This is a genomic window from Thiocapsa rosea (genome assembly GCF_003634315.1).
GTDB lineage: Bacteria > Pseudomonadota > Gammaproteobacteria > Chromatiales > Chromatiaceae > Thiocapsa > Thiocapsa rosea.
In genome coordinates, this window is the sequence record NZ_RBXL01000001.1 from 4,586,480 (window position 1) to 4,610,964 (window position 24,485).

At 57.8% G+C, this 24,485-nt stretch carries 16 protein-coding genes and 2 pseudogenes; 3 read left to right on the plus strand and 15 right to left on the minus strand.

Features of this window, described 5'->3' with window-relative positions:
* Positions 1-480 precede the first annotated feature (480 nt).
* From BDD21_RS20400 to BDD21_RS27550, 5 genes are all read right to left on the minus strand, one after another.
* Positions 481-1,659, minus strand: a complete 1,179-nt coding sequence (locus BDD21_RS20400) for a hypothetical protein (RefSeq protein ID WP_120798723.1) — start codon at positions 1,657-1,659, stop codon at positions 481-483.
* The gene (locus BDD21_RS20405) at positions 1,656-4,256 is read right to left on the minus strand and encodes a patatin-like phospholipase domain-containing protein (RefSeq protein ID WP_120798724.1); all 2,601 of its coding nucleotides are present in this window, start codon (positions 4,254-4,256) and stop codon (positions 1,656-1,658) included. Before BDD21_RS20405 ends, BDD21_RS20400 begins: the two co-directional genes overlap by 4 nt.
* Before the next feature lie 140 nt (positions 4,257-4,396).
* Positions 4,397-6,511, minus strand: a complete 2,115-nt coding sequence (locus BDD21_RS20410; RefSeq protein ID WP_120798725.1) for a TIR domain-containing protein — start codon at positions 6,509-6,511, stop codon at positions 4,397-4,399.
* 533 nt (positions 6,512-7,044) lie between these two features.
* Entirely contained in the window at positions 7,045-7,728 is a 684-nt protein-coding gene (locus BDD21_RS20415) for a uracil-DNA glycosylase (protein ID WP_120798726.1), read from the minus strand.
* A 1-nt stretch (position 7,729) separates the two neighbouring features.
* Complete coding sequence (locus BDD21_RS27550; RefSeq protein WP_147431168.1) at positions 7,730-8,611, minus strand: hypothetical protein; 882 nt, start codon at positions 8,609-8,611, stop codon at positions 7,730-7,732.
* 142 nt (positions 8,612-8,753) lie between these two features.
* Here BDD21_RS27550 and BDD21_RS20425 point away from each other — a divergent pair, with 142 nt between their 5' ends.
* Positions 8,754-10,004, plus strand: coding sequence for an ISL3 family transposase (locus BDD21_RS20425; RefSeq protein ID WP_120795416.1), 1,251 nt, complete (start codon positions 8,754-8,756; stop codon positions 10,002-10,004).
* Positions 10,005-10,350: 346 nt separating this feature from the next.
* Positions 10,351-12,003 (plus strand): DUF6399 domain-containing protein, encoded by a 1,653-nt coding sequence (locus tag BDD21_RS20430; protein ID WP_120795595.1) that lies wholly within the window; start codon positions 10,351-10,353, stop codon positions 12,001-12,003.
* 21 nt (positions 12,004-12,024) lie between these two features.
* Here BDD21_RS20430 and BDD21_RS28780 read toward each other — a convergent pair whose 3' ends face one another.
* The 6 genes and pseudogenes from BDD21_RS28780 to BDD21_RS20460 all read right to left on the minus strand — a co-directional run bounded on the left by BDD21_RS28780 (position 12,025) and on the right by BDD21_RS20460 (position 17,189).
* Positions 12,025-12,276 carry a nucleoside triphosphate pyrophosphohydrolase family protein gene (locus BDD21_RS28780; RefSeq protein ID WP_245969717.1) on the minus strand — a complete coding sequence of 84 codons (252 nt, stop codon included), beginning with the start codon at positions 12,274-12,276 and terminating at the stop codon, positions 12,025-12,027.
* Between the two features lie 237 nt (positions 12,277-12,513).
* Positions 12,514-13,179: an Nmad2 family putative nucleotide modification protein gene (locus BDD21_RS20440; RefSeq protein ID WP_120798728.1), complete on the minus strand. Its 666-nt coding sequence runs from the start codon at positions 13,177-13,179 to the stop codon at positions 12,514-12,516.
* A complete protein-coding gene (locus BDD21_RS20445) occupies positions 13,173-13,661 on the minus strand; it encodes a TIR domain-containing protein (protein WP_211335114.1) in 489 nt (162 codons plus the stop codon). The genes BDD21_RS20440 and BDD21_RS20445 overlap by 7 nt, the downstream gene beginning before the upstream one ends.
* A gap of 29 nt (positions 13,662-13,690) precedes the next feature.
* Positions 13,691-14,310, minus strand: a pseudogene (locus BDD21_RS20450) (IS630 family transposase); the annotation flags it as partial.
* Between the two features lie 130 nt (positions 14,311-14,440).
* On the minus strand, positions 14,441-15,691 hold the full coding sequence (locus BDD21_RS20455) for an ISL3 family transposase (RefSeq protein ID WP_120798730.1): 1,251 nt from the start codon (positions 15,689-15,691) through the stop codon (positions 14,441-14,443).
* Positions 15,692-15,938: 247 nt separating this feature from the next.
* A complete protein-coding gene (locus BDD21_RS20460) occupies positions 15,939-17,189 on the minus strand; it encodes an ISL3 family transposase (RefSeq protein WP_120795416.1) in 1,251 nt (416 codons plus the stop codon).
* Positions 17,190-17,218: 29 nt separating this feature from the next.
* Between BDD21_RS20460 and BDD21_RS27555 the strand changes: the two genes are divergently transcribed.
* A complete protein-coding gene (locus tag BDD21_RS27555) occupies positions 17,219-17,725 on the plus strand; it encodes a hypothetical protein (RefSeq protein WP_147431169.1) in 507 nt (168 codons plus the stop codon).
* Positions 17,726-19,445: 1,720 nt separating this feature from the next.
* On the opposite strand, the pseudogene BDD21_RS20470 reads toward BDD21_RS27555, so the two are convergent.
* From BDD21_RS20470 to BDD21_RS20485, 4 genes and pseudogenes are all read right to left on the minus strand, one after another.
* A pseudogene (locus BDD21_RS20470) lies at positions 19,446-19,885 on the minus strand (transposase); the annotation flags it as partial.
* Positions 19,886-20,354: 469 nt separating this feature from the next.
* Positions 20,355-21,605, minus strand: coding sequence for an ISL3 family transposase (locus BDD21_RS20475; RefSeq protein WP_120795416.1), 1,251 nt, complete (start codon positions 21,603-21,605; stop codon positions 20,355-20,357).
* A 164-nt stretch (positions 21,606-21,769) separates the two neighbouring features.
* A complete protein-coding gene (locus BDD21_RS20480; RefSeq protein WP_120798732.1) occupies positions 21,770-22,705 on the minus strand; it encodes a hypothetical protein in 936 nt (311 codons plus the stop codon).
* Positions 22,702-24,387: an AAA family ATPase gene (locus BDD21_RS20485; RefSeq protein WP_120798733.1), complete on the minus strand. Its 1,686-nt coding sequence runs from the start codon at positions 24,385-24,387 to the stop codon at positions 22,702-22,704. Before BDD21_RS20485 ends, BDD21_RS20480 begins: the two co-directional genes overlap by 4 nt.
* Between the last annotated feature and the right edge of the window lie 98 nt (positions 24,388-24,485).

Here is a 24,485-nt window from a genome sequence, read left to right on the forward strand (position 1 = left end):
GGCGGACCAACGGGGAGTCGGGCACGGCTGCGACCGCAGGGCGAACCCGGGCACAAAAGGCCGTCGCCAAGCACCGAGTCCTCGCGGCAGCAGGATGCCCCCGCGAGGTATCACGAGGGACACGCGACTCTCCGGACCTTTCTGGTCCCTCCAGGGCGAGGTACCCTCGGGTGCCGAGCAGGCGATCCCGGTCCCGTCGCGGATCGGGCCTACCTCAGGAATGTCCGCCGACCACGGTTTGCGGGCCGAGGCGAGGAGTGAAAGATGTCGCGGGTCGGTCCCATCCGCAGGGCTCGGCTTTGGTTGTCGGGCATATACCCAAACAGGGGCCGCCGGCCGGACTTGCTCCCCGGGTGCCCCGCCCCTCACCCACGAATCCGTGCGGTCCCCTGTGCGGGCCAATCCCGGCGGCAGCAAACCTGTAGATACCGATTGTGCGAACCGAACTGGTCCTGCCTGACCTTGGTCGCGCCGCGGACCCTACCGGCTCTTGGGGCGCGTGGCGGAGCCTGCAGGACTGCTGTCTGCCTGCTCCCTGCCGATCAGATCCGCGATCCGCCGGCGCGAACGGGCACGTTGCGCGAGCAGCCGGTCTTCACCCTGCTCGTCCAGCCATTGGAGGAAGCGCTGGACGTGGTGGCGGGTGGTGGTCTCGTCCCGGCAGTTGGCGATGAAGACCATCTGGATCTTCTGGACGTCGTCCGCCACGTAGACACCGAAGGGGGCCGACACGACCACTGCGTCGGGGAACCCAAGCTGGCGCAGCGCCTGGGCCTCGGTCACCCCCTTCTGGCAGGCAATCAAATGGACCGGACCGCCGGTAGTCTTCGGCAGCGCGATGCTGATTTCGTGGTCCCTCAGGAAGGGCTGACCGACCAGCTCCCGCGCAGTCGGCGTGCTCAGGGCTGCTGGGATGCAGTCGCAAACGAAGGCGACCGACCGGCCGGCCACGGGCATGACCACGGCGTTGGGCAGCTTTCCGGTCTTCCGGCCGTGGGAGCGCTCCTTCAGGTAGCCGACGACGGTGTCCGTCGTGACCTTGCGCCGATGCTCGTAATCGAGACGCGCCCATTGCAGCGCCTCGCCGGCAAAATAGCCCCCTTTTGATCCCGCGCCGACCCCGGCCCGGGCCAGGTCCAGCAGCGCCGACACGGCCAGCTTGCCGGCCCATTCGATGGCCTCTTCGCCGATCTTTACCTGAGGCCCCGACAGCTTCTGCCTCTTGAAGTAGGTTTGGAAACGCTGGTTCGGCGAGCCCGACTCCGCCTCGATCGCGGGGAGCTGGATGGTGCGCACCTTGCTGGGGGTCTTGTTGTAGGCCGCCTCCAGCTCCGCGTGACAGATCCCGACGTGATCCCCGAGCCGTTCGCTCGTGCCAGGCCAACCGGCATTTCCGTTGTACAGGACGAGGAAGATGTCGGCGTTGCGCGCCCTGCTCACGCACCTGTCCCAGGAGTTCTGATCGGCCCCTGTCCCGGATTCGTCCTCGTGAATCCAGACCTTGAAGATCTGTTCGTCGGCCAGTTGGATCGTCTCGATGGCGTCCTTCATGGCCCGGCGCACCGCGGCCATGGGCTGCAGCCGATCGTCGAGCAGGACCTCGTCGGTACAGCGGCTGGAGATCATCAGGGTCAGGGGCTCGTGCGCCAGGAAGGTCATGCGATACGCTCCTCCAGCAGGTTGCTGACGAGCGAGCCAAACCAGGCCTCCAGGGTCGGTTGCGCACCCTTGCCGATCAGCTCTTCGCGGAACAGGTCGTCGCCGATGTGCTCGCCAAGGGCCCGGTATGCCTCGAACTGGGGCTCGTTGAAGAACTGATCCGCGGTCGTCTCGTGCGGGAAGGCAGGATGCCTCGCCCGATAGTCCAGGATGTAGTCGCGCTCGTTCCCGGTCAGGGATGACTTGATGTAAAGCAGATAGCCGGTCTGGTCTCTGCCGTAGTCGATTGTTCCAAGGGCGAAGTGCGCCTTGGTGTAACCGGCGTCGTTGCGCGCCAGGTCGGCGAGGTCCAAACGGATGCAGATGCCAAAGTCGATCTGGGCGTATCGAATGAGCGTCATCAGGCCAGGGAAGGTCATATCGGGATCAGCCTCGCCGTCGATAGCGATGATGAACTTGCAGCGACGTCGTAGGAGCTCGTAGATGCCGAGGTTCTCGATGTGGCCGCCATCGGAGAGGTTGACGAACTTGCCGTTCTCATCCATGCGTCCGAGCAGCTCGTGCCAGAGCGAGAAGGGCCGCGGGCCGAGCCCGTCCGGTATCTCCGCCAGCCGCCGCGGGTTGGGCAGCCAGTAGCCAAGCCGCAGGTTGAGCAAGGCGAGCCAGAACGCCGCGCCCTTGAGCGTGCCGGTGCCCATGTGCGAGGAAGCCGCGGCCCCGGACACGGCCATCGCCGTGCCGAGATCCAGGCTCGGGGCCTTGCGCTCCAGCGCTCCCGTCGGGCAGTAGCCCAGCAGCGGGCTGCCGCAATAGTGCCGGCTCAACAGGAAGAAGTCCGAGTTGCGCCCCCGCAGCCCCGGCTCCTTGCTCGCAGGCAGATTCACGGCGGCATTGATCAGATGGTAGGGCGCCCCAGGATGATCCGACCCCAGGCCGGAGAGCGGCTGGGGATCGACGGCGGTCTCCTCCCCCCTGCGCAGCAGGTAGGTCTCCGCGAGTCTGTTGCGATAGTAGCGGTGGGGCGAGATCAAATTAACGTTGATGAGCCGCAGCCAGGCGATGGATGTGGCGGATAGCGCCAGGAGGCCAAGCACCCAGGCCAAGTCGTCTGGGACGCTGGCTTCGAGGACGAAATAGGCCATCAGGAGCAGCAGAGGACCGCCGACCCCGGCCAAGACGAGGCAGAGGCGCCCGGCGACGCACGCTGGTCCAATGGCGAAGGCAGCCCCGGCGAACAGAAAAGGCAGAACCCCGAAGAGGCCGAGCACGGCGCCGGGCGAGCCGAGCGTATCCTCAAACGCTTGATACGCGGACGGTAGGAGCCAGCCCAGGAACCCGAGGCCGACGAGGCCGACAGCGACATGGATGCCGGCCTGCTCGTAGCCGGCGACCCGTTCGCGGTCCGATGCCCAGCGCCGGTAGACGATGGGAAGCCCGAGCAGCATCACCAGGAGAAGCATGAGCAAGACGGCCAGCCCGGTATCGACGACGCCACGAAAGCCATCCGACGTCGCACCGAGGAGCAAAGCCGCCTTGGTCAGGGTCACGGCGGAGACCACGAGCGGCAGGACGGTGATCAGGTTGACCAGGACCCCGAACAGCATCAGCCCGACCATACGGGCCTGGCCGAGCAGGCCCCCCTTGAGCAGATACTTGCTGTTGTTGCGGAGCCGCCGTATCGGCGCGGGTTCCGCCCGGCCGGCCTCGGCAAACGGCAGCTTGCCGGGCTCCAGCCCGACCCGCTGGCGGTCCTTGTCGTTGAGGTAGGAGCTTAGGAAGGCACCGAAATAACCGCCCCCCGAAACGGTGGACAGATAATCCACCCTCGCCAGGATGCCGTGCCGTGCGAGGGTTTGAGCAACCCCGAGGCAGAAGGTCGCCGAGCGGATGCCGCCGCCGGAGCAGGCAAGACCCACGAGGTCGGCGACGGGCTCTTTGGCGGGCGCGGGAGACGCCTCCGCTCGCCGCTCCCTGATTGCAATGACCTCGGCCTGCAGCAGGTCAGCGCCGCCTGGCACTTGGTCGATGAGCAGGATGCGGTCGAAAGGGATGGCTTGACCAATGGTATCGGTCGTCCCGGCGCCGCCGTGTCCCGGCACCGACCCGCAGGAATCGACGTCCAGGTAGCTGTCTCCTTCGGCCAGGCTGGCCAAGAGCCGGCAAAACACGACCAGCCGGACCTGCACTGCCTGGAGCTCGTGCCTGAACTCCCGCCGGTCGTCGTCGTTCTGGAGGCGGCCGGCGATCTTCTTCTTGTGCCACTTCGCCGTCAGAGGCCGGATGCAGGTATTGAGGACCCGTATCGCGATGGTGGCTAAATGCGCGCATTTCGGCCCTTTGTCCCCGAGGGTCTTGCGGGTCAGGTCGAACAGGTCGTAGAGGCTCTTGAGCGCGGTCTCCTCGCCGCCGGACCGGTAATGGAGCCGCTGAGTGGTGATGCGGGTACGCAACTCCGTGTAGAGAATCCAAGCACCCTCGCGATCCTCATCGCTCGGCTGCCATGGCCTCCCCGCCAGCTCCGACGACGGATCGATGAGATCCTTCGCCCCTTCCTGTTGATCCAGCCATTGGCCCCAAGTCAACTCGCGTTGCGCCATGGGCTTGTTCTCCTCTCCCCAGGGTTTACCGGCACATCATTGATGTCGGCCCGCCACTCCGCCGGAGCTTAGCCCAAACGCACCAGGAGAGCCTCCCAACATTCCGGCGCCGCAGGATACGAGCTCCAGCGCCGCGCCGCCTATCGCGACAGCCGTCCCAGGCCCCTCAGAACGAGCCCCGCAATTTGCTGTGGGTTTGTCGACAGGATCAGCTCTTCGTTCTCCGCCTCGTCCAGCCCGTTGTTGAGAGCGTCCTGGAGCCCAGTCGCGCGGAGGTCCCGAAGGTCCCGCCCAATGTGCTCCAGCGACACGAAGTCTCCGCCGTGCTGGTCGTAAAGCGCGCGGCTGGCGTCGTAGTCGGCGATTGTCTGCCTAGGCCACTCGCCGCTGAATTCCGGTCGCACCTTTCCCAGCAGGAGATCGCCGACCGCGCGCGCAGCACCACCGAACCCGCCCGCGACGAAGAGCGGATGTTTGTTCCGTAGCGATAGCCAAGCCTCCTCCACCACGCCAGGTACAAGCCCGGAAAAACCCCTCAGCTTGCCGCCGAGCACAAGGCGCGCCTGAGAGTCTTCCGTAATCCGCTCCCGCATGGCGGTGAGGCCGCGAGCCCAGGCGTAACGGCGCTGGGGCGTATCGGCTTTCGTGGTCCGGCGTCCGTCCGTAACAGGAAAGACCTCATCGTCGTTCCAGGGAAGATCAGGACGAGGTGCCGGTTGGTACTTGGCAACCTTGCCGGAGAACAGCTTCCACTCGCCCTCGCCATAGCCGAGGTAGAGCGGCCACGGAGCGACGTTGAGGATTGCCTCCTTCAGCGGCTTCGACCCCACTCCCTCGGCGAGTCCCGAATAGGCACGCACCAACTCGAAGAGCCGCAGGGTGAAATTCGATCCCTTCGTGAAATCCGCCTGCAGTGCCCCGCCGTAGGCGATCTTGAGGCCAGCCAGGAGGAGGTAGAGATGGATCTCGTCGGAGAGGGTATCGAAGTGCTCCGTCGACAGGCCATAGCGCCGGAGATCGTCGCTCTCGGAGATGGAGACCGTGATGGTGTCGATCCATTTAGGCCTCGGCCATTGCGCGATCTTCGTGAGCGGCGTGACGAAGCTCAGCTTTGGCCGAAGTCGTTGCAGGAGCTCCAGCTCTTCCCTTCCCAAAGGCGGATCCGGGTACAAGAAGACCTTGCCCTTCTTCTCGCCCAGGCGCGGATAGGCGAGCGTCACGGCCTCCGGCGGTGCAGGGAGGACGACTTCGTCCGACTCCGAGATGGCCTCCAGCATCGCGCGGTTGTACTTGAAGCGCAGGGCCTCGAGCACCGCCCGGTCGATCACGCGCCCTGCATCGACCCGCGGGTCGCGGAACTGCCAGCGGATGACGGGGACATTCCCCGCGTAGGGAAAACTTCGCGGCTCGCCGGATTCGAGGGCGTCAACGATGAGGATGTGTACGCCACGCTCCTTCGCCTCCAGTACCTCGCGCCGGCACCAAGGCCGGGAGCCGTAGTGATCGGTGTGGAAGGCCAACATGATCGAGCAGTCTCCAGCGCCCGCACGGATGGCGTCGGCAAACTTCTGCCCGGGCGCGATTTGCTCCGCGTCATACCATTGGTCGATGGGAAGCTCGCCCTGATGGACCAGATCGCGGGTCTGTCTCACAGGGTCCTGTCGATCCGCCGCGAGATCGGCCTTCGCATGGCTGACGAACATCTGCACGGGTGCCTTCATGCGACCTGGGGCGAGCTCAGGGACCTTCCCGTGCTCCAGCAGTTGGATGGCGCGGGCGGCGATGTGGAAAGAGATCTCGACGAGGCGGCGCTCCGCGGCCTCGGGGGCTGCCATGTCCGGTTTCAGGAGCGCCGGGAGGACATGGTGTTCGCCGCTGAGCTGGAAACCGGCCTGGTCCAGGGCGACGGGCAGCGTGTGGTGAGGGCTCGCGCCCACCGGGGTTTGAGCGAGGGCATCCCGAACGAAGTCGACCCAGGCGTCGCCCGCTCCCTCCGGCACTGTGCGCACCATCCGTTCGTCTCCGAGAACGACGACGATGGTGTGCTGTGCGGCGCAGAGATTGATCCCGCCTTCCCCGTCCAATGCCGGCGGCAGGTCGTCGCCCCGATCCGGCGTGAAGAAGACAGGAATGCGCAGCCCCCCGCTCGCCGGCGGCTCGACGAAACGCCGCATCAGGTCCGCAGCGATCGCGTTGGCCTCATCGGACTTGGGGTGCGCCAGTAGGTAAAGATGCAGCGGGGGGAGGTTGGCCATCGGGACGGCTCCGTCTGTCGTTAGGGTCGGATCGACTCCGCGGATGGGCGCCACCGAAGAGGCGAACGCACCGAGCCCGCGCGGCGGGTGGATGTCGGTCAGTATAGACGGCACGCCTCGGCGCCGAGTGCCCTGACGCTGGCCGCTCGGGTGGCGAATACGTCACGGGGTCGCGTGCTATGCCGTTGGCATTGTCAACTTGGAAGGCCGAGGGTCAGACACGGTCAATGACCAGCGACAGTCCCAGCTATCGCGGATGCCGCCAATCCCCCCACATCATCAGCCACGTGCTGTAGCTGTAGTACCGACTCTGCTTGAGTCCAAGTGGTGTTTAGGACCTGATGGCCGAGCGGGGCCTCTTAGTCTCCTACGAGAGCCTGAGGCATTGGTGCCGTATGCTCGGGACGTAAGTAAGCGCAGCCACCGAAACGCCACGCGAGTCGAATGGGGGACACGTGAAATCTGGAGAAAGTGTTTATCACCATCAACCGGCAGCTAGCAGCACCCACGATAGCCGGGGTCGTAAATAATCCTCAAATCAACCCATTTGTCTCAAACAACGAAGCGTTCGTAAAACTCCGTCTTTCAACATTGTACATTGACTGAATCTGCTCAAGGAATATTTTTTGTCCGCCATAACTTGGGTGCCTAACTTTGAAAACGTTGCAAACCGCCTTAAATCGCACTGCAGCTCTTTCAGCATCGTTACCGATTGCAACTATCCGCTTAGGCTTTAATAACCCGACTAGCATCGCAAGTAATTCTTCACCCGCTATTCTCTCTTTCGAATTATGCGCTCGATTGGTAAAGGGGTCACCTGATTCATAAGGATGGAGCGGAAAAACATTCCACAGAAAAACGGGAACTGATACTTGCTCAAGGACGCTCCAAATTACTGACGCTGTTCTTTCGGGAATGGCCCGCCCCTTCGTCAACCGGCCGACCTCTACCCCCCACCTTGCTGCATGATTAGATAGATGCACATCATCGGTGAGAGCTAAACCCGTCCGTCGCCCCCCTCTGTACCCTAAATCCCGTCCTATCCATATTGCGTCAACCTCAACTTCGCGTGCTGCCAAAAGCATCTTCTTCAGAAGAGCACTCCTTCTCTTTGGCGCATCATCAACATCAAACACTTCACACCGATCAGAGTACGGATTGAAAGCATTTTTGAACGCCAAATTAATCAACTCCTCCACGAAAGAGTCAGCACCCATTTCATTCCCCTATTGCGCGATAGACGATCCTTCTCTTGTTCCTGTCACCGGTTATTATACCGCCACCATTTTTACGCACTTGCCTAAACGCGGAATACCCCTGAAGAATAGCCTCCTCCCATAATTTGAGAGGGCATTTTTCAACCTCATAGCCATGCACAAACTTCTGAATCGTTTTCAACACGTCAAACGAAACGCCACCATGGCCTTCGAAATACTCAAGCCCCTTTGAGTAAGAATAGATCCATGCGGTGAGACCTTCTTCAACAACAATCGCCCGCCCCCCATCCTGCGCCTCGTCAACAAGCGGATCACTCTTTCTTTTCTGCTTAATCAAAGCCCGCAAAGCCGGCGACCAATGAAGAATAGCAGCATGAGCTAAATGGAAGACATCGTGAAAGCGATATCCGTCTGGGTCTTTTATACTATCAGTCAACGGTGATCCAATAAAAACGCCATTCCATTTCAAGTAGCATTTCCCGTCCCTTCTTTGAGCGAAATGAATCTCAAAGCGCCGGGGAAGCTGTTCTTCTTCGGGAAATACTGCATCGAAGTCAGGTAATGAATCGGCCCGCGGAGTACAAAACCGGCCAAGTGCCTTCACTAAATTGCCATTCACCACTTTTGTAAAAGAAAGGCCAGTCGCATGTATTGCCTGTAGATACATGCGCGCAAAATCCCCTAGGTCGTTGTGAGGATCGCGTGAACTCCAATCTATCTTGAGCAATTGAGCGGCCATGCAACCCAAATTAATTAGAGCAGAGTCTAAGCTCTCGATTTCCGGTGTAGCGATAACCTCCGAGCCGGGACCATACTCTTGATCATTCGCCAACAAAATTCTTATATCTGTTTCGTTAGTTGGAGAATGAAATACCTCTGCCAACTTAACGCCTAAACGCCGGCACAAGGCAGAGAAATACGGCTCTCCCGGATCTCAGGGAACGCCAAGTTTAGTAAAATCAGTGTTCTACGCAGCCAATCTTGGTAAACTTCCATTCGAACGCTTTTAACTCAATGGAAAACCGATGATTGACCAGAGCCAACTCCTGCGCCTGCTCGGACTGCCGCAGATCGCCATCGACCGCGTCGAGATCACGGACGCCGCTGTGCTGGAAATTCATGTGCACAGCACCGAGGAGGGCACGCAGTGCCGGAGCTGCGGCCGACGCATCACTGAGCCGCATGGACTCGGTGAAGAACGGCGGTTGCGCCATCTGTCGATCTTCGAGCATCGCACCGAAATTCTCATTCGTCCCAAACGGTATCGCTGCCCCGATTGCCGGGATCATCCCACCACCACCCAACGGGTGGACTGGTACGACCCGCGCAGCGGCTTCACCCGTGCGTTCGAACACAGCCTGATGCGCGCCCTGATCAACAGCACCCTGGAAGACGTCGCGCACAAGGAGGCCGTCACCCCGGAGCACCTCGACGGTATTCTCGATCGGTGCGTCCCGAGCCAGATCGACTGGACGACGCTCACGGCGCTGCCCGTGCTCGGGCTCGACGAGATCGCCTTGACCAAAGGCCACGGCAATTTCGTGGTGATCGTCAGCGCCAGGGTCGAGGACACCCTGAGCATCCTCGCCGTGCTCAAGGACCGTAAGCGCGCGACCATCGAGGCGTTTTTGCGCACGATCCCAAAATCCTTGCGGCGCACCGTTCGCGTCGTGTGCACCGACCTGTACAGCGGCTTCATCGGTGCGGCCAAGGCCGTCTTCGGCACGCACGTCGCCATCTGCGCCGATCGCTTCCATGTCGCGCGTTTGTATCGCGACGCCGTGGAGACGTTGCGCAAGACAGAACTGCGCCGGCTCAAGCGCGACCTGTCGAAAACCGAGTACGGCGGGCTCAAGAACGTCCATTGGATCCTGCGCAAGCGCGAATCCGACTTGAGCGCCGAGGAACGGCGGATCCGCGCCCGGTTGTTCGCCTATTCCCCGCAACTCGCGCAAGCTCATGCCCTCAGCCAAGCCCTCACCGAGGTCTACGACATGCCCCTGTCCAAAGGTCAGGCCAAGCGCAAACTCAGTGGCTGGATGCGACGGGTCAAGAACGCCGAGATGACGTGTTTTCAATCCTTCCTGAAAACGTTGCGCCGTCATTGGGACGAGATCACCAATTATTTTACCGAACGACACACGAGCGGTTTCGTCGAAGGTCTCAACAACAAGATCAAAGTATTAAAACGGCGGTGCTATGGCTTGAGCAACCTGCGCCGGCTCTACCAGAGGGTGTACCTCGATCTGTGCGGTTATCGGGTTTTCGCGCGCTGATCAATGAAAAACAACCGCTTAAAAATGGCTTGGACGGGGTGCGTCCAGCGATATTTTCAACCAACGTGTTCGGTCAAAATGACTACAACGTCATGTTTTTAAATATTTTAGCGCTTTCCCTGAATTCCGGGAGAGCCAGAAATACCACAGCGCATCCGGCCTTGATCATCGGTTGGTCCAAAACCGCGTGTTTCGGTAGGCGATCAAGCATCCTGAAGGAGTGGCAGGAGCGCCGGGGAGGCGTACCCTTGGAAGTGCAAACTGACCGAGGGAAACGCCGTTGTCCGATGCTCCTGCCTGTGTCGACTCTAGTGCAGATCGACGCCCCACGCCAATCCACGATCGCTTGGATCGCGCCAAGCACCTGCATGCGGTGGCGCAAGCCCAGCAGGATGGGCAGAGTCAACGCGCGGCGGTCAGCGGCGCCGGCGTGGCGCGCAGCACCCTGCGTCACTGGAACGCGTCCCCTGCGCCATCGGCGCCGGCGGCGCTGTCGGCCTTCGTCGAGACGCCCGAGGGCGTGGTGTGGCTGCGCCGGATCCTGGTTGCCGCGCACTGGAGCATCGGCGAGCAGGGCGGCGCGGGCGTGCGCGTGGTCTGCGATTTTCTCGAGCGCAGTGGGCTGTCGGCATTCATCGGCGCCTCCTACGGTGCGCAGCAGGCGTTCCATGCCGGCTTGGAGGAGCAGATCGTCACCGCCGCCACCGAACTGCGCGGGACGCTGGCCCAAGCCATGCCCCATCGCACACTGAGCATCGCCGAAGATGAGACGTGGAAAGACGGCATGCGTTTGGTGGGCATCGATGCGGTCTCGAACTTCATCCTGCTCGAGCACAGGAGCGATGAGCGCTCGGCGGCGGCCTGGACACGGGCGCTCGAGGGTGGACTCGAGGGGCTGAATGTCACGGTGGTGCAAGGCACCAGCGATGAGGCCAAGGGGCTGTTGGCGCATGTCGAGCGTGATCTGGGCGCACACCATGCCACGGACCTGTTTCATCTGCAGCATGAGGTCAGCCAGGCGATGAGTCTGTCGCTGAAGCGCGCCGAGCAACAGGCCGAGACGGCGGAGACCGAGGCGAAGGCGCGCTGGCAAGACGAATGCGCCGCCGAGCAGGCCTATCATCGGCGCCGCCACGGCCCCGGGCGCCCGCCGGCGTTCGCCGCGCGCATCGACGAGGCGCTGAGCGCTTACGTCCAAGCCAGCCTTGCGCGCGAGCAGGCCCACGCGCACCGCGCCGAGGCCAAAGCCCTGATCGGTGCGTTCAGCGAGGTCGATCATCCCTACGAGATCCAACAGGGACAGGCGCAAACCCCCGAGCAGTTGGAGGCGCGTCTGGGAACGCTGTTTGCGCGCCTGGAGGCGATCGCCGAGGAAGCGGATCTTTCCGAGCGTCTCTGCGCACATCTGGCCAAGGCGAAGCGCCTGACTCAAAGCCTCGTCGCCACGCTGACCTTCTTCTTCATGATGGTCAACACCCGGGTGCAGGCGCTGGACCTGGCACCGGCCATCGAGCAGGCGATGCTCGACGATCTGATCCCGGCGCTTTATCTGGAGCGCGTCGCCGCACGCAGCACCCGCGCCGAGCCCCGTCATCGACTCCGAGCACTGAGTGCGCAGCGTCTCGCCCCGCTGAGGCAGCCCTCGCACCCGATCCAGTCGCTGGATCCGCAGACCCGTCACCATCTCGAGCAGGTCGCCGGGGAGTGTGCCGATCTGTTCCAGCGCAGCAGCTCCTGTGTCGAGGGACGCAACGGCTTCCTCGCGCTCTATCAGCATGGGCATCACCGACTCAGCCCGCGCAAGCAGCAGGTCTTGACCGCCCTGCACAACTTTGCGATCAAGCGGCCCGACGGCACCACGGCCGCCGAGCGCTTCTTCGCTCAACCCCACCCATCCTTGTTCGAGCAGGTGCTCGAGCGCATGCCCTGGCCCGCCCGACCGGCCCGACGACGACCGCGCCCGGCAAGGCAGCCTTACCTCGTTCCTGTGGCGGCTTAGCAACAGTGGACCAATCGATGATCAAGGCCGCGCATCCCCAAACTCTTCTTCGAGAGCCTCCTTAAAGCCAGGATAAGCCGCTTTTTCGCGACGATACTTTTTTGCAGCAGCCATAATGCTGCCAACTTCCCCATAAAGCCCCATCAGTATGGGAGTAAGTTCTTCAACCGAGAATCTGTCAGTTTCGACTATTGCCCTTTCATACTCTTGAAGTGGAATAGCGCCCTTCAACTCAGCGAGCCTTTCTGGTCTTATGATTTCCATAGTTGTCATTGAAAATTTGTTGCGTCAGTAATTGGCGGAGATATTAGAGCGCCGTGAAAACGGTCCATTCTTAGTCATTAAGGAGAACTCATTCTGATAATATTTATAATGGACACTAATGCGATGCAGCCAGAATAATACGAAGTGCAGCTGATTGGGGGCAGAGGCAATACTGCGTTGTCATAGGTGCATGTTTCAGAGAATGCAGCATTGGGCATCAGACATCATCGCAATTGATCCGGCGTTTCACACAGTTTTACCAGTACCTTGGTCAACACGTTGATGAGAATCCAAAAACTGGCACGGGTCTGACACTATCAAATTTATATTACTTCGGTTATCTCGAATGATTGCCGAGATCAGCCTGCGAGCTGCTGCTGAGTCTGAGAGGCTTGTCTTTTTGTAGTTTCGAATTCTCCCGTAAGCAATTGACTCTAGGTCTACAGTTTGAGCCTGGCTGCCGAAGTACAAAAAATAACGTGAAATAATAACTTGATCGGAGTGCTTAGTATCACGATGTAAGTTCCCAAGGTTTGGTGTACCATCTGGATTGCTGTGATGAGAGTCCTCTTGTAACCACTCACCCATCTCATTCTTATGGTATATATTATCTCCGAGCATCAGTACTCTACTCCCGTTGCGCAGAGGTTTTTTTAAGGAAAAGCGAGCATCATCCCAGTAGGACTGAAAGCTAATCTTCTCCGTTACTTTCATCAAGAGTATACATTTCTTTTTCACACTTCCAAGGGTGCTACCGCCAACCCCCATGACCCAGTCATCGACCCTAGCTGCTTTACGGATGCCTGGCTTACAAGTCGCTAAAGTGCAAAAGCCATGGAATGGATTTGGCGCAAAACCATAATCTCTTGTAATAGCGTACACGTATAAATAGGAGTTTGGCTCTATCAACATACTACATTTCCGCCATCGGTCTTTTGGGATGGCGTGCCATCTGGATTCTGAAATTGGCTCCTGCCTTCTAGGGCATCGATAATTGAACCTGATCTCCAACCGACAATCGAGGTAGAGTATTTCTTTAGGTTTTCTGGGATTTCGACTTGATCCTTCAGTCCATTCTCATAGACCCCAATTATTGGCTTACCGAGTTGATGGGCGGCTCGAATTTCCCAGTTTACCCATCGCCTTTGATGGGTCTCCTTGCCAATAACAACTATAATCTGGCTAGCCCATCGCATCTTCATTCGCAAAAGCCGTGCAATAGTACGGTCACTAATCATGTTTTGATCAAGGCGTTTCTGATTTTCTGGCTTAACCCTTATAGAACTATTTCGTAATTGGTACCCCTTGCCAGATAACATTGCTGTCAGACCGTCGACGCTCGCGTCATCCTTGTGGTGATGGCTTACGAAAACATTCTTTATCTTATCAGGCATTCCTTTCCTCCACTGAAAATTCCTATACCTCATATAGGCACAAGCTCGCATTTCTTGAATGCCTGGAATTTCAGCGTGAGTAAAGAGTCCAGCTCCTTCTTGTGCGTGGTGTGCGTTTGTTTTAGGCAGTCGGTGATTGCATCTCGGAACTCGGCGAAATTGGGGTAGTATTTCGAGTAGAGGACTTTTTTCTTGACGAACTTCCACAGCCTCTCGATCAGGTTTAAATTCGGTGAATAGGCGGGAAGGTAAAGCAATTCGATATTCAGTTGCGAAGCCAGCGCTGTGACGATATTGCACTTCTGATAGCGCGCATTGTCCATAACCAACGTGATCGGCACGTCGAGATTCAGCATAGCAATGCGTCGTAACAAGTCGCAGACGCTTTCTGCGGTGATATAGGTATCGTTCGTCACCATCACCAGTTCATGTGTGATCGCGTTCAGCGCACCGAGCACATTGAAACGCTTTCTCCCGGCGGAAGTCTTTACAAAGAGACGGGAGAATGACCACAGAATACCGAGAAAGGCACCCAATACAAAGTGAGCAGCATCGACAAAAAAATAGCGCGTTTGCCCTGTCTCGCTTCTTCGAGTCGCGGCTCTAACTTGTTGATACGAAAATGCTCTTGCTCCTCAGGGTGGCTCTCCCGGAATTCAGGGAAAGCGCTAAAATATTTAAAAACATGACGTTGTAGTCATTTTGACCGAACACGTTGGTTGAAAATATCGCTGGACGCACCCCGTCCAAGCCATTTTTAAGCGGTTGTTTTTCATTGATCAGCGCGCGAAAACCCGATAACCGCACAGATCGAGGTACACCCTCTGGTAGAGCCGGCGCAGGTTGCTCAAGCCATAGCACCGCCGTTTTAATACTTTGATCTTGTTGTTGAGACCTTCGACGAAACCGCTCGTGTGTCGTTCGGTAAAATAATTGGTGATCTCGTCCCAATGACGGCGCAACGTTTTCAGGAAGGATTGAAAACACGTCATCTCGGCGTTCTTGACCCGTCGCATCCAGCCACTGAGTTTGCGCTTGGCCTGACCTTTGGACAGGGGCATGTCGTAGACCTCGGTGAGGGCTTGGCTGAGGGCATGAGCTTGCGCGAGTTGCGGGGAATAGGCGAACAACCGGGCGCGGATCCGCCGTTCCTCGGCGCTCAAGTCGGATTCGCGCTTGCGCAGGATCCAATGGACGTTCTTGAGCCCGCCGTACTCGGTTTTCGACAGGTCGCGCTTGAGCCGGCGCAGTTCTGTCTTGCGCAACGTCTCCACGGCGTCGCGATACAAACGCGCGACATGGAAGCGATCGGCGCAGATGGCGACGTGCGTGCCGAAGACGGCCTTGGCCGCACCGATGAAGCCGCTGTACAGGTCGGTGCACACGACGCGAACGGTGCGCCGCAAGGATTTTGGGATCGTGCGCAAAAACGCCTCGATGGTCGCGCGCTTACGGTCCTTGAGCACGGCGAGGATGCTCAGGGTGTCCTCGACCCTGGCGCTGACGATCACCACGAAATTGCCGTGGCCTTTGGTCAAGGCGATCTCGTCGAGCCCGAGCACGGGCAGCGCCGTGAGCGTCGTCCAGTCGATCTGGCTCGGGACGCACCGATCGAGAATACCGTCGAGGTGCTCCGGGGTGACGGCCTCCTTGTGCGCGACGTCTTCCAGGGTGCTGTTGATCAGGGCGCGCATCAGGCTGTGTTCGAACGCACGGGTGAAGCCGCTGCGCGGGTCATACCAGTCCACCCGTTGGGTGGTGGTGGGATGATCCCGGCAATCGGGGCAGCGATACCGTTTGGGCCGAATGAGGATTTCAGTGCGATGCTCGAAGATCGGCAAATGGCGCAACCGCCGTTCTTCACCGAGTCCATGCGGCTCGGTGATGCGTCGGCCGCAGCTCCGGCACTGCGTGCCCTCCTCGGTGCTGTGCACATGAATTTCCAGCACAGCGGCGTCCGTGATCTCGACGCGGTCGATGGCGATCTGCGGCAGTCCGAGCAGGCGCAGGAGTTGGCTCTGGTCAATCATCGGTTTTCCATTGAGTTAAAAGCGTTCGAATGGAAGTTTACCAAGATTGGCTGCGTAGAACACTGATTTTACTAAACTTGGCGTTCCCTGAGATCCGGGAGAGCCCTCAGGGCTCTCCCGGAATTCAGGGAAAGCGCTAAAATATTTAAAAACATGACGTTGTAGTCATTTTGACCGAACACGTTGGTTGAAAATATCGCTGGACGCACCCCGTCCAAGCCATTTTTAAGCGGTTGTTTTTCATTGATCAGCGCGCGAAAACCCGATAACCGCACAGATCGAGGTACACCCTCTGGTAGAGCCGGCGCAGGTTGCTCAAGCCATAGCACCGCCGTTTTAATACTTTGATCTTGTTGTTGAGACCTTCGACGAAACCGCTCGTGTGTCGTTCGGTAAAATAATTGGTGATCTCGTCCCAATGACGGCGCAACGTTTTCAGGAAGGATTGAAAACACGTCATCTCGGCGTTCTTGACCCGTCGCATCCAGCCACTGAGTTTGCGCTTGGCCTGACCTTTGGACAGGGGCATGTCGTAGACCTCGGTGAGGGCTTGGCTGAGGGCATGAGCTTGCGCGAGTTGCGGGGAATAGGCGAACAACCGGGCGCGGATCCGCCGTTCCTCGGCGCTCAAGTCGGATTCGCGCTTGCGCAGGATCCAATGGACGTTCTTGAGCCCGCCGTACTCGGTTTTCGACAGGTCGCGCTTGAGCCGGCGCAGTTCTGTCTTGCGCAACGTCTCCACGGCGTCGCGATACAAACGCGCGACATGGAAGCGATCGGCGCAGATGGCGACGTGCGTGCCGAAGACGGCCTTGGCCGCACCGATGAAGCCGCTGTACAGGTCGGTGCACACGACGCGAACGGTGCGCCGCAAGGATTTTGGGATCGTGCGCAAAAACGCCTCGATGGTCGCGCGCTTACGGTCCTTGAGCACGGCGAGGATGCTCAGGGTGTCCTCGACCCTGGCGCTGACGATCACCACGAAATTGCCGTGGCCTTTGGTCAAGGCGATCTCGTCGAGCCCGAGCACGGGCAGCGCCGTGAGCGTCGTCCAGTCGATCTGGCTCGGGACGCACCGATCGAGAATACCGTCGAGGTGCTCCGGGGTGACGGCCTCCTTGTGCGCGACGTCTTCCAGGGTGCTGTTGATCAGGGCGCGCATCAGGCTGTGTTCGAACGCACGGGTGAAGCCGCTGCGCGGGTCGTACCAGTCCACCCGTTGGGTGGTGGTGGGATGATCCCGGCAATCGGGGCAGCGATACCGTTTGGGACGAATGAGAATTTCGGTGCGATGCTCGAAGATCGACAGATGGCGCAACCGCCGTTCTTCACCGAGTCCATGCGGCTCAGTGATGCGTCGGCCGCAGCTCCGGCACTGCGTGCCCTCCTCGGTGCTGTGCACATGAATTTCCAGCACAGCGGCGTCCGTGATCTCGACGCGGTCGATGGCGATCTGCGGCAGTCCGAGCAGGCGCAGGAGTTGGCTCTGGTCAATCATCGGTTTTCCATTGAGTTAAAAGCGTTCGAATGGAAGTTTACCAAGATTGGCTGCGTAGAACACTGATTTTACTAAACTTGGCGTTCCCTGAGATCCGGGAGAGCCTACAACTTGCCGACAATTGCAGTGGGCTTCATGTTCTGCAATCGTTGGGCACTAACCTAGAGGAGGTCCAGGCATCATACTCCAAACCAAAGGACTATTTTCTGGAACTGGCAGCCAATGGTATTGCTTTTCTAAACTTATCCTATCACTATATCGGAGAAAAAATTGTATTGAGAGACCATAGAACTATTCTTGCGGAAGCATACGAATTTAACAGACAAATACTCAAGCAGGCTGAACGAGCAATTTTATGCGGAGAAGCGAGCAAACAAAAATGGAATGCGCCACTCTCGTCCACACAATACATAGCGATTCATCCGGATATCCGCAATCGCAATCACCCGAGACGTATTGATAAATGGAATGCATGGTGGCAACCAAATGCAATAAAAGGAAAATTCCCTAGCTTGATAATACACAGAAATGGCTGACGAGTACCTCCGGCTGACCACACGCCATGCAGCTGTCTCATTGGTAACGGAAGGCTCGGTTTCGGCGCGAAAAGAGGTCACTCGGGCTTGGCGCTACTAACTTCACGGTCCGAAGATCAATCCATAGCGGTAGCTTCGGGTCGCAAGCCACCTGCTCCAGGGCGGGTCCTGTCGCTCCGAGCTAACCCCGAGAGGGGTGTAAACTCGACTTCTAACGTTGGGTGCGGCCCACTTCTGAAAGCGATCCCCTATTTAATCTTAGACATCAAAATGATCGCTAAGATTATACTAATTGGCATGGTAATTTTAGATAGAAAAGCATTAATTGTGAAGGGTAGAATGAAGAGTAACAAGATACCCGCAATTATCTTGATCATGGAGTATATATCCTATATTGAGGTAAACGTAAGTGGGGCCTCGATCATCCCTTCGCCCACCGCGGCCACCGAATGCGTTGTCAGGCCATCCTGGCCTGACAGGATCAGGGCTGGAATCTCTGACGACGCAAGTATCGCCAGCAGCTGGACCAAACGATGATCAAGGCCGTAAGTGGGAACAGTTGGAGCGTGCCGACATACGCATTCCAAACCATTAGGAAACCTGTTCCATCAACATCCGGACAACCGTTCCCCGGACCATTAAGCCGGGGCAGGCGGGTCATGGTTACCCGACCGGTCGGGTAGACGTCAACTTTCCTGCGCGGTTTTTGCGCATTGCCTTCCCTCTGCGGCTAAGCCGGTAGGCGTTGTGCTCCGGGCGGTCAGGGATTGCGTCGGCCGGAGGGTCGCCGCTCAAGTCGTACTTGGTTTCTGTTAAGGCACTCGTTGAGGAAACTGGTGGTCCTGGGTGTCGGGATGAGTTAATCGTCCTTACGAAAGACAAGATCCTCCTAGGTTTATGCTTTGGCTGCTTCTTCTAAGACCTCGGACTCTTCGCGTGCCCAATGAAACTGCGGGCATCTATCAGGAAGATGTTGCTATTCATCTCGTACTGCGAACACAGCAAATCCCGGACCAAGTCGTGGGATGTAGCCAAGTCGACATCGGCGATAGCTGCTATCGCGCTGAGGCTAAGTACATGCGTGTGGTAGCCATGGGTGAAGAAGCTCAAGAAACTGTGCTTTTGGAACTCGGAGTCTTCCGAGCCGACAAGGTTGACGTTGCGAGTGGTCATAGAACTCTCCCTTAAGGTGCCTTCAAACTATCCAACCTTGCAGGAATCGCCTGTGGTATCGAGGCCCTGATCCATGCTGGGACTTTTGTTCAGCAACCTCCATGCCACTAGAATCTTGCCGTGTTTGCCCCTAGACCGACCAGGCGGCGCATCCCTGCTCTTTTAAAGCAATCCGCGCGCCACTAGTCTTGCAGGCAGCGTTTTAGCACAAGCCTTGGACTTTTCTTGGGTTACCGAACTCCAGTAGTGTGGAGGTTTGCCGGCTGTTGCTATGAGTGGTCTGCAAAGACTGCTCCGATCATCCTTCGCAACACGGCCATTGGAGAATTTGAGATCCATGGCTTACTGAACGCTCTGGTGGAGACCAGAATCCTTCGTCATATGTTGCTCGGCACCGGAAGGCGCGGCATCTCGCTCCTTCCCATAATCGCTGATTGAACCCGATGACCAGGCCGCATGACCACTCCCCATATCCGCACATTGCCGGGCCAGGGGTGGCGAGATACATATTTCTTGCGGTTCTCGAAGTTTTCTTTCGGTTACCTGATTAGCAAGGAGCTTCCGCCACGCGCCGAATCCACGATTGGGGGCGGGGCCGCAAGCAGTCGCTGCCACCAACAGGCGGGCCGGCAGGGCGTGCAGATCGAAGCGGCGGTTGAAGCGATACGCGATCGCGCCCAGGTAACGGGCGGCGTATTTGCCGAAATCGAAGCTGTGGTAAGCCCCGCTGAAGCTGGTCTTGAGATTGCCGAGAACGGTGTTGACCCAGCGAAACATCGGCAAGTCCTTGGGTTTGCGCGTCCCGACCACGGTCGGCTGGTGGGCGCAGCCGATGTCGGTGACGCCGGCGAAGCAGGCCAGGCCGTCGGAGATGACGGTGCTGGTGGGGGCGAGGTTCGCGCCTGCCCACGCGGCGATGGCGGTCCGCGTGAAGCCGGGCAGTTGGGTGAACTTCGCGCGCAGCGGATGACCATGGTCGTTGAGCGAGTGCTCGAACAACGACATCCCGTGCTGGAACTGGATCCGATTCATGGCCATGGCAGACTCCGTCGGGTGGTGGATCTGCGACCTGTCTGCGCCGACCGGTGGCTCATTCCGTGAGCCTGGCGGAACATTCTTTCTAATCAGGTTCGGTTATAGATAGGATCACTTTCGCGATTGCTCTACTCTGGTAATCCGTTCACGCACGAGCGCAATGTCGCCATCGCGCTTAGGAAGCGTTGGGAGGAATCCGATTGCAGCGATCACCGCGCGAGGTGGATTTGTCAACGCGTTGGATTTCCACCGCAGGTGGGACAAGGCGGAACCCGACTATAGGCGGCTCTCCCGGAATTCAGGGAAAGCGCTAAAATATTTAAAAACATGACGTTGTAGTCATTTTGACCGAACACGTTGGTTGAAAATATCGCTGGACGCACCCCGTCCAAGCCATTTTTAAGCGGTTGTTTTTCATTGATCAGCGCGCGAAAACCCGATAACCGCACAGATCGAGGTACACCCTCTGGTAGAGCCGGCGCAGGTTGCTCAAGCCATAGCACCGCCGTTTTAATACTTTGATCTTGTTGTTGAGACCTTCGACGAAACCGCTCGTGTGTCGTTCGGTAAAATAATTGGTGATCTCGTCCCAATGACGGCGCAACGTTTTCAGGAAGGATTGAAAACACGTCATCTCGGCGTTCTTGACCCGTCGCATCCAGCCACTGAGTTTGCGCTTGGCCTGACCTTTGGACAGGGGCATGTCGTAGACCTCGGTGAGGGCTTGGCTGAGGGCATGAGCTTGCGCGAGTTGCGGGGAATAGGCGAACAACCGGGCGCGGATCCGCCGTTCCTCGGCGCTCAAGTCGGATTCGCGCTTGCGCAGGATCCAATGGACGTTCTTGAGCCCGCCGTACTCGGTTTTCGACAGGTCGCGCTTGAGCCGGCGCAGTTCTGTCTTGCGCAACGTCTCCACGGCGTCGCGATACAAACGCGCGACATGGAAGCGATCGGCGCAGATGGCGACGTGCGTGCCGAAGACGGCCTTGGCCGCACCGATGAAGCCGCTGTACAGGTCGGTGCACACGACGCGAACGGTGCGCCGCAAGGATTTTGGGATCGTGCGCAAAAACGCCTCGATGGTCGCGCGCTTACGGTCCTTGAGCACGGCGAGGATGCTCAGGGTGTCCTCGACCCTGGCGCTGACGATCACCACGAAATTGCCGTGGCCTTTGGTCAAGGCGATCTCGTCGAGCCCGAGCACGGGCAGCGCCGTGAGCGTCGTCCAGTCGATCTGGCTCGGGACGCACCGATCGAGAATACCGTCGAGGTGCTCCGGGGTGACGGCCTCCTTGTGCGCGACGTCTTCCAGGGTGCTGTTGATCAGGGCGCGCATCAGGCTGTGTTCGAACGCACGGGTGAAGCCGCTGCGCGGGTCGTACCAGTCCACCCGTTGGGTGGTGGTGGGATGATCCCGGCAATCGGGGCAGCGATACCGTTTGGGACGAATGAGAATTTCGGTGCGATGCTCGAAGATCGACAGATGGCGCAACCGCCGTTCTTCACCGAGTCCATGCGGCTCAGTGATGCGTCGGCCGCAGCTCCGGCACTGCGTGCCCTCCTCGGTGCTGTGCACATGAATTTCCAGCACAGCGGCGTCCGTGATCTCGACGCGGTCGATGGCGATCTGCGGCAGTCCGAGCAGGCGCAGGAGTTGGCTCTGGTCAATCATCGGTTTTCCATTGAGTTAAAAGCGTTCGAATGGAAGTTTACCAAGATTGGCTGCGTAGAACACTGATTTTACTAAACTTGGCGTTCCCTGAGATCCGGGAGAGCCCTATAGGCGTCGGGCAGTTTACCCTGGGGCCACGGTAGTGACAGCGAGGCAATTCGTGGTCACGCGGTGCCCCGAACCTCGAATTTTTCTCCCAGGTCGAAGACTGGATTGTCGCCTATGTATTCCTTCCAACGCTTATCCCAAGTAGCTGGGTTCAGCAGGCTGACATCGTCCGTTTCTCCTTTTCCTCCTGCGTCCAAGCCCCATCGATAATTGAGACCCCCGCGCTCCGTCAGGATATATCGATTATGTAATCCATCCGCACCCCGAGGGGATTCTTCCTTCTGTCGTATTTTAAATCGCTTAACCGTAACAACTACTCCCATAGAGTTGAGCTCCTGAAGTTCCCGACCCAGCTGCCGACGAAATTCTTCTTCGAAACTCATAACTTTATACCGTGAGATAAACTCTATTATTTTTAGTGGATACTTATTATGTCTACCGATAATGCATGCCTCCAAGAACTTGGGAAGCGACTCTACATATCCTTTTTTGTATGGGTCAATGTGTGGATCGATGAAAACCACATGCTGCGAAATCCGTAGAAGTGGAGCTGCTATTGATGCAAGATCACGCGCAGTGCGCTCGACCGTGTATTCTGTTTTCATTCCCCATTCAGAACGACAGTTCTCGTCCAAATCATCGAACACAAAAACATGTGGGTGACTTCTTGGGTTGTCCGCCCCAATAATCCCATCGAACGGTCGGAGGTCGGTTTCGCGCTCAGCATTCATCATCCAGTCGATGGATTGATTCCAATCGTGATGGCGATAAAGCATTTGTTCTTTAATCCCACTTAGCTTTTCCTCTATTCGCTTCCGGTCCATTTCCCCCAAATCCTTATCCTGTTCTAGATTGGCGTAAACCATCTTCAGCCATCTCTTAGGATACCGAGAAATCAATTTTCCTTTGGAGACTCCAAATTTTTCGGTCAGGTACCGACAACGTTCCCAGCTTGTAAAAAACTCAGGTTCTATGGCGAATTCCAGAATCATCCAAACAACTCCTTCGCACGCTCCCGAAAAAAACCACTTGGCCAAGGATCTGTGAAGTCACCATCAACATCAATATGGATAGCGTCAATCCGTGATCCCTGCTCGTTTCGCGACACAAAGTGAACCGCAACATCATCGGGTCGCAAGCTCGGCGCACCAGCGGGTATCTCCTCCTCGGTGGTTTCCCTGATCCGTCGCAGGCAACGTAACATTAAGTGCTCGCTATGAGTCTCGACGAGAAACATCACATCAGGATTAGAATTTGCCTGGGTAATAAAAAGATCGCCAAGAACCACCTGGAACGCCGGGTGGATATTCGACTCCGGCTCCTCGATGGCGACGATACCGGATGTGGTGTGCAGGGCTGCAACTATGACCGGTATCAGCTGCGAAATACCAACGCCAAGATCCTGCGGGAAAAGGCTTATACCGCTTCGATGATCCCGTATCGATAGCCTCCGACCTTCGGCTAAATTCAACAACGTTGATCGGACCGAGGTTAAATCCAGATCGGTCTTTGGCTCCTCGTCAGTCAGATCCTTGTAGATGTCACTGTCGATCTCCAACTCGCGATAATGACGCACGTCAATGGAGTAGCCAGAGTTAAATTTTTTCTGGTCAGTCAGCCAGTTGTTGACTTGTTTTGCGAAGGTCCTCTCTTCGAGCAACAGCAAATCCCAGGCTGCGAGCCCATTGGCCCAGCGCTTGGTGTCCGGCGAGCGCGCGGGTTGGTAGTGGCGTGGCGGCATTTCTCGAAATGGACTGACGTAAACCGAATTCTGCAGAGCTTGCTGCAGCAGCTCTGCTGGGCCTGTGATGAACCTCGTTAACAGGTCTTTCAAACGCTCCTCTTCAAATGCTCGATTGTGAAACAATCCTTCTTTCTTTCCCTCTTTGTCAATAGACATCCAAACGCTAGGAGAGAAATCAAGAAGTTTTCCTATCTCGGGAATGGCCGTTCCGTGTAGCCTCAGCCGCAATGCCTTATCGGGGGCAACCGGGACAGAGCCGTCGCCGATTAACCCGTCGAATAGTTCTAGTAACTCGTAGTCCCCGACCGGCGTACCATCTTCTCGAAGGCAGGTGTAACCAAATGGCGACTTGCCAAAGCTGAGCTTAGTTATTGCAGTAGTGCCGTCTTCGCGTAAAGAAATCTCTGCATAGACGTCGCTCACGCCTCTGCCCACCAAATATCTCTGGACTGTCGGTTTAGCCGATGCATCAAATTGCGTAGGCTTAAAACAACCGATGTGAATCTCTACCCAGATATCTGAAGTTTTAGACAGAAATTCATCGATTGAGTCGAAGATCTCTTCTTTGCGTTTATCGGCGAATTCCTCAATGCCAACCCCGGACCCAAATTCCTTTACCCAGTCGATGTGGCGTGGCAGCTCGATGTCACTCAGATCAAGTTCGAAACGCATACGGATGACGCGGTTTAGGTCATGCCCATAGACGAGGTTCTGAAAACCGCCGAGATCAACGATATCTCCGCCGAGCTGCGTCTGACCCGAGTCGCAATTGTTCCGCTCGAGGACCTCTCGGGCATACATTAAAGCCTGCACGATGCTGCTCTTGCCGGCGTTGTTGGGGCCAAATAGGAGGGTCAGTGGCGCAAACTTAACCCGCACGGGCTCACGGAACCCTTTGAAGTTTTCGAGGGTGAGTGCCTTTAGGATCATCGGGTTGCCCTTTGCTTTCCGTGGGTGTCTGACGTTCCGGTCGCCTTATCTGGTTCGTGCAAGGGCGTTCCGCATTTAATCCAGTAACCTTAGTAGCT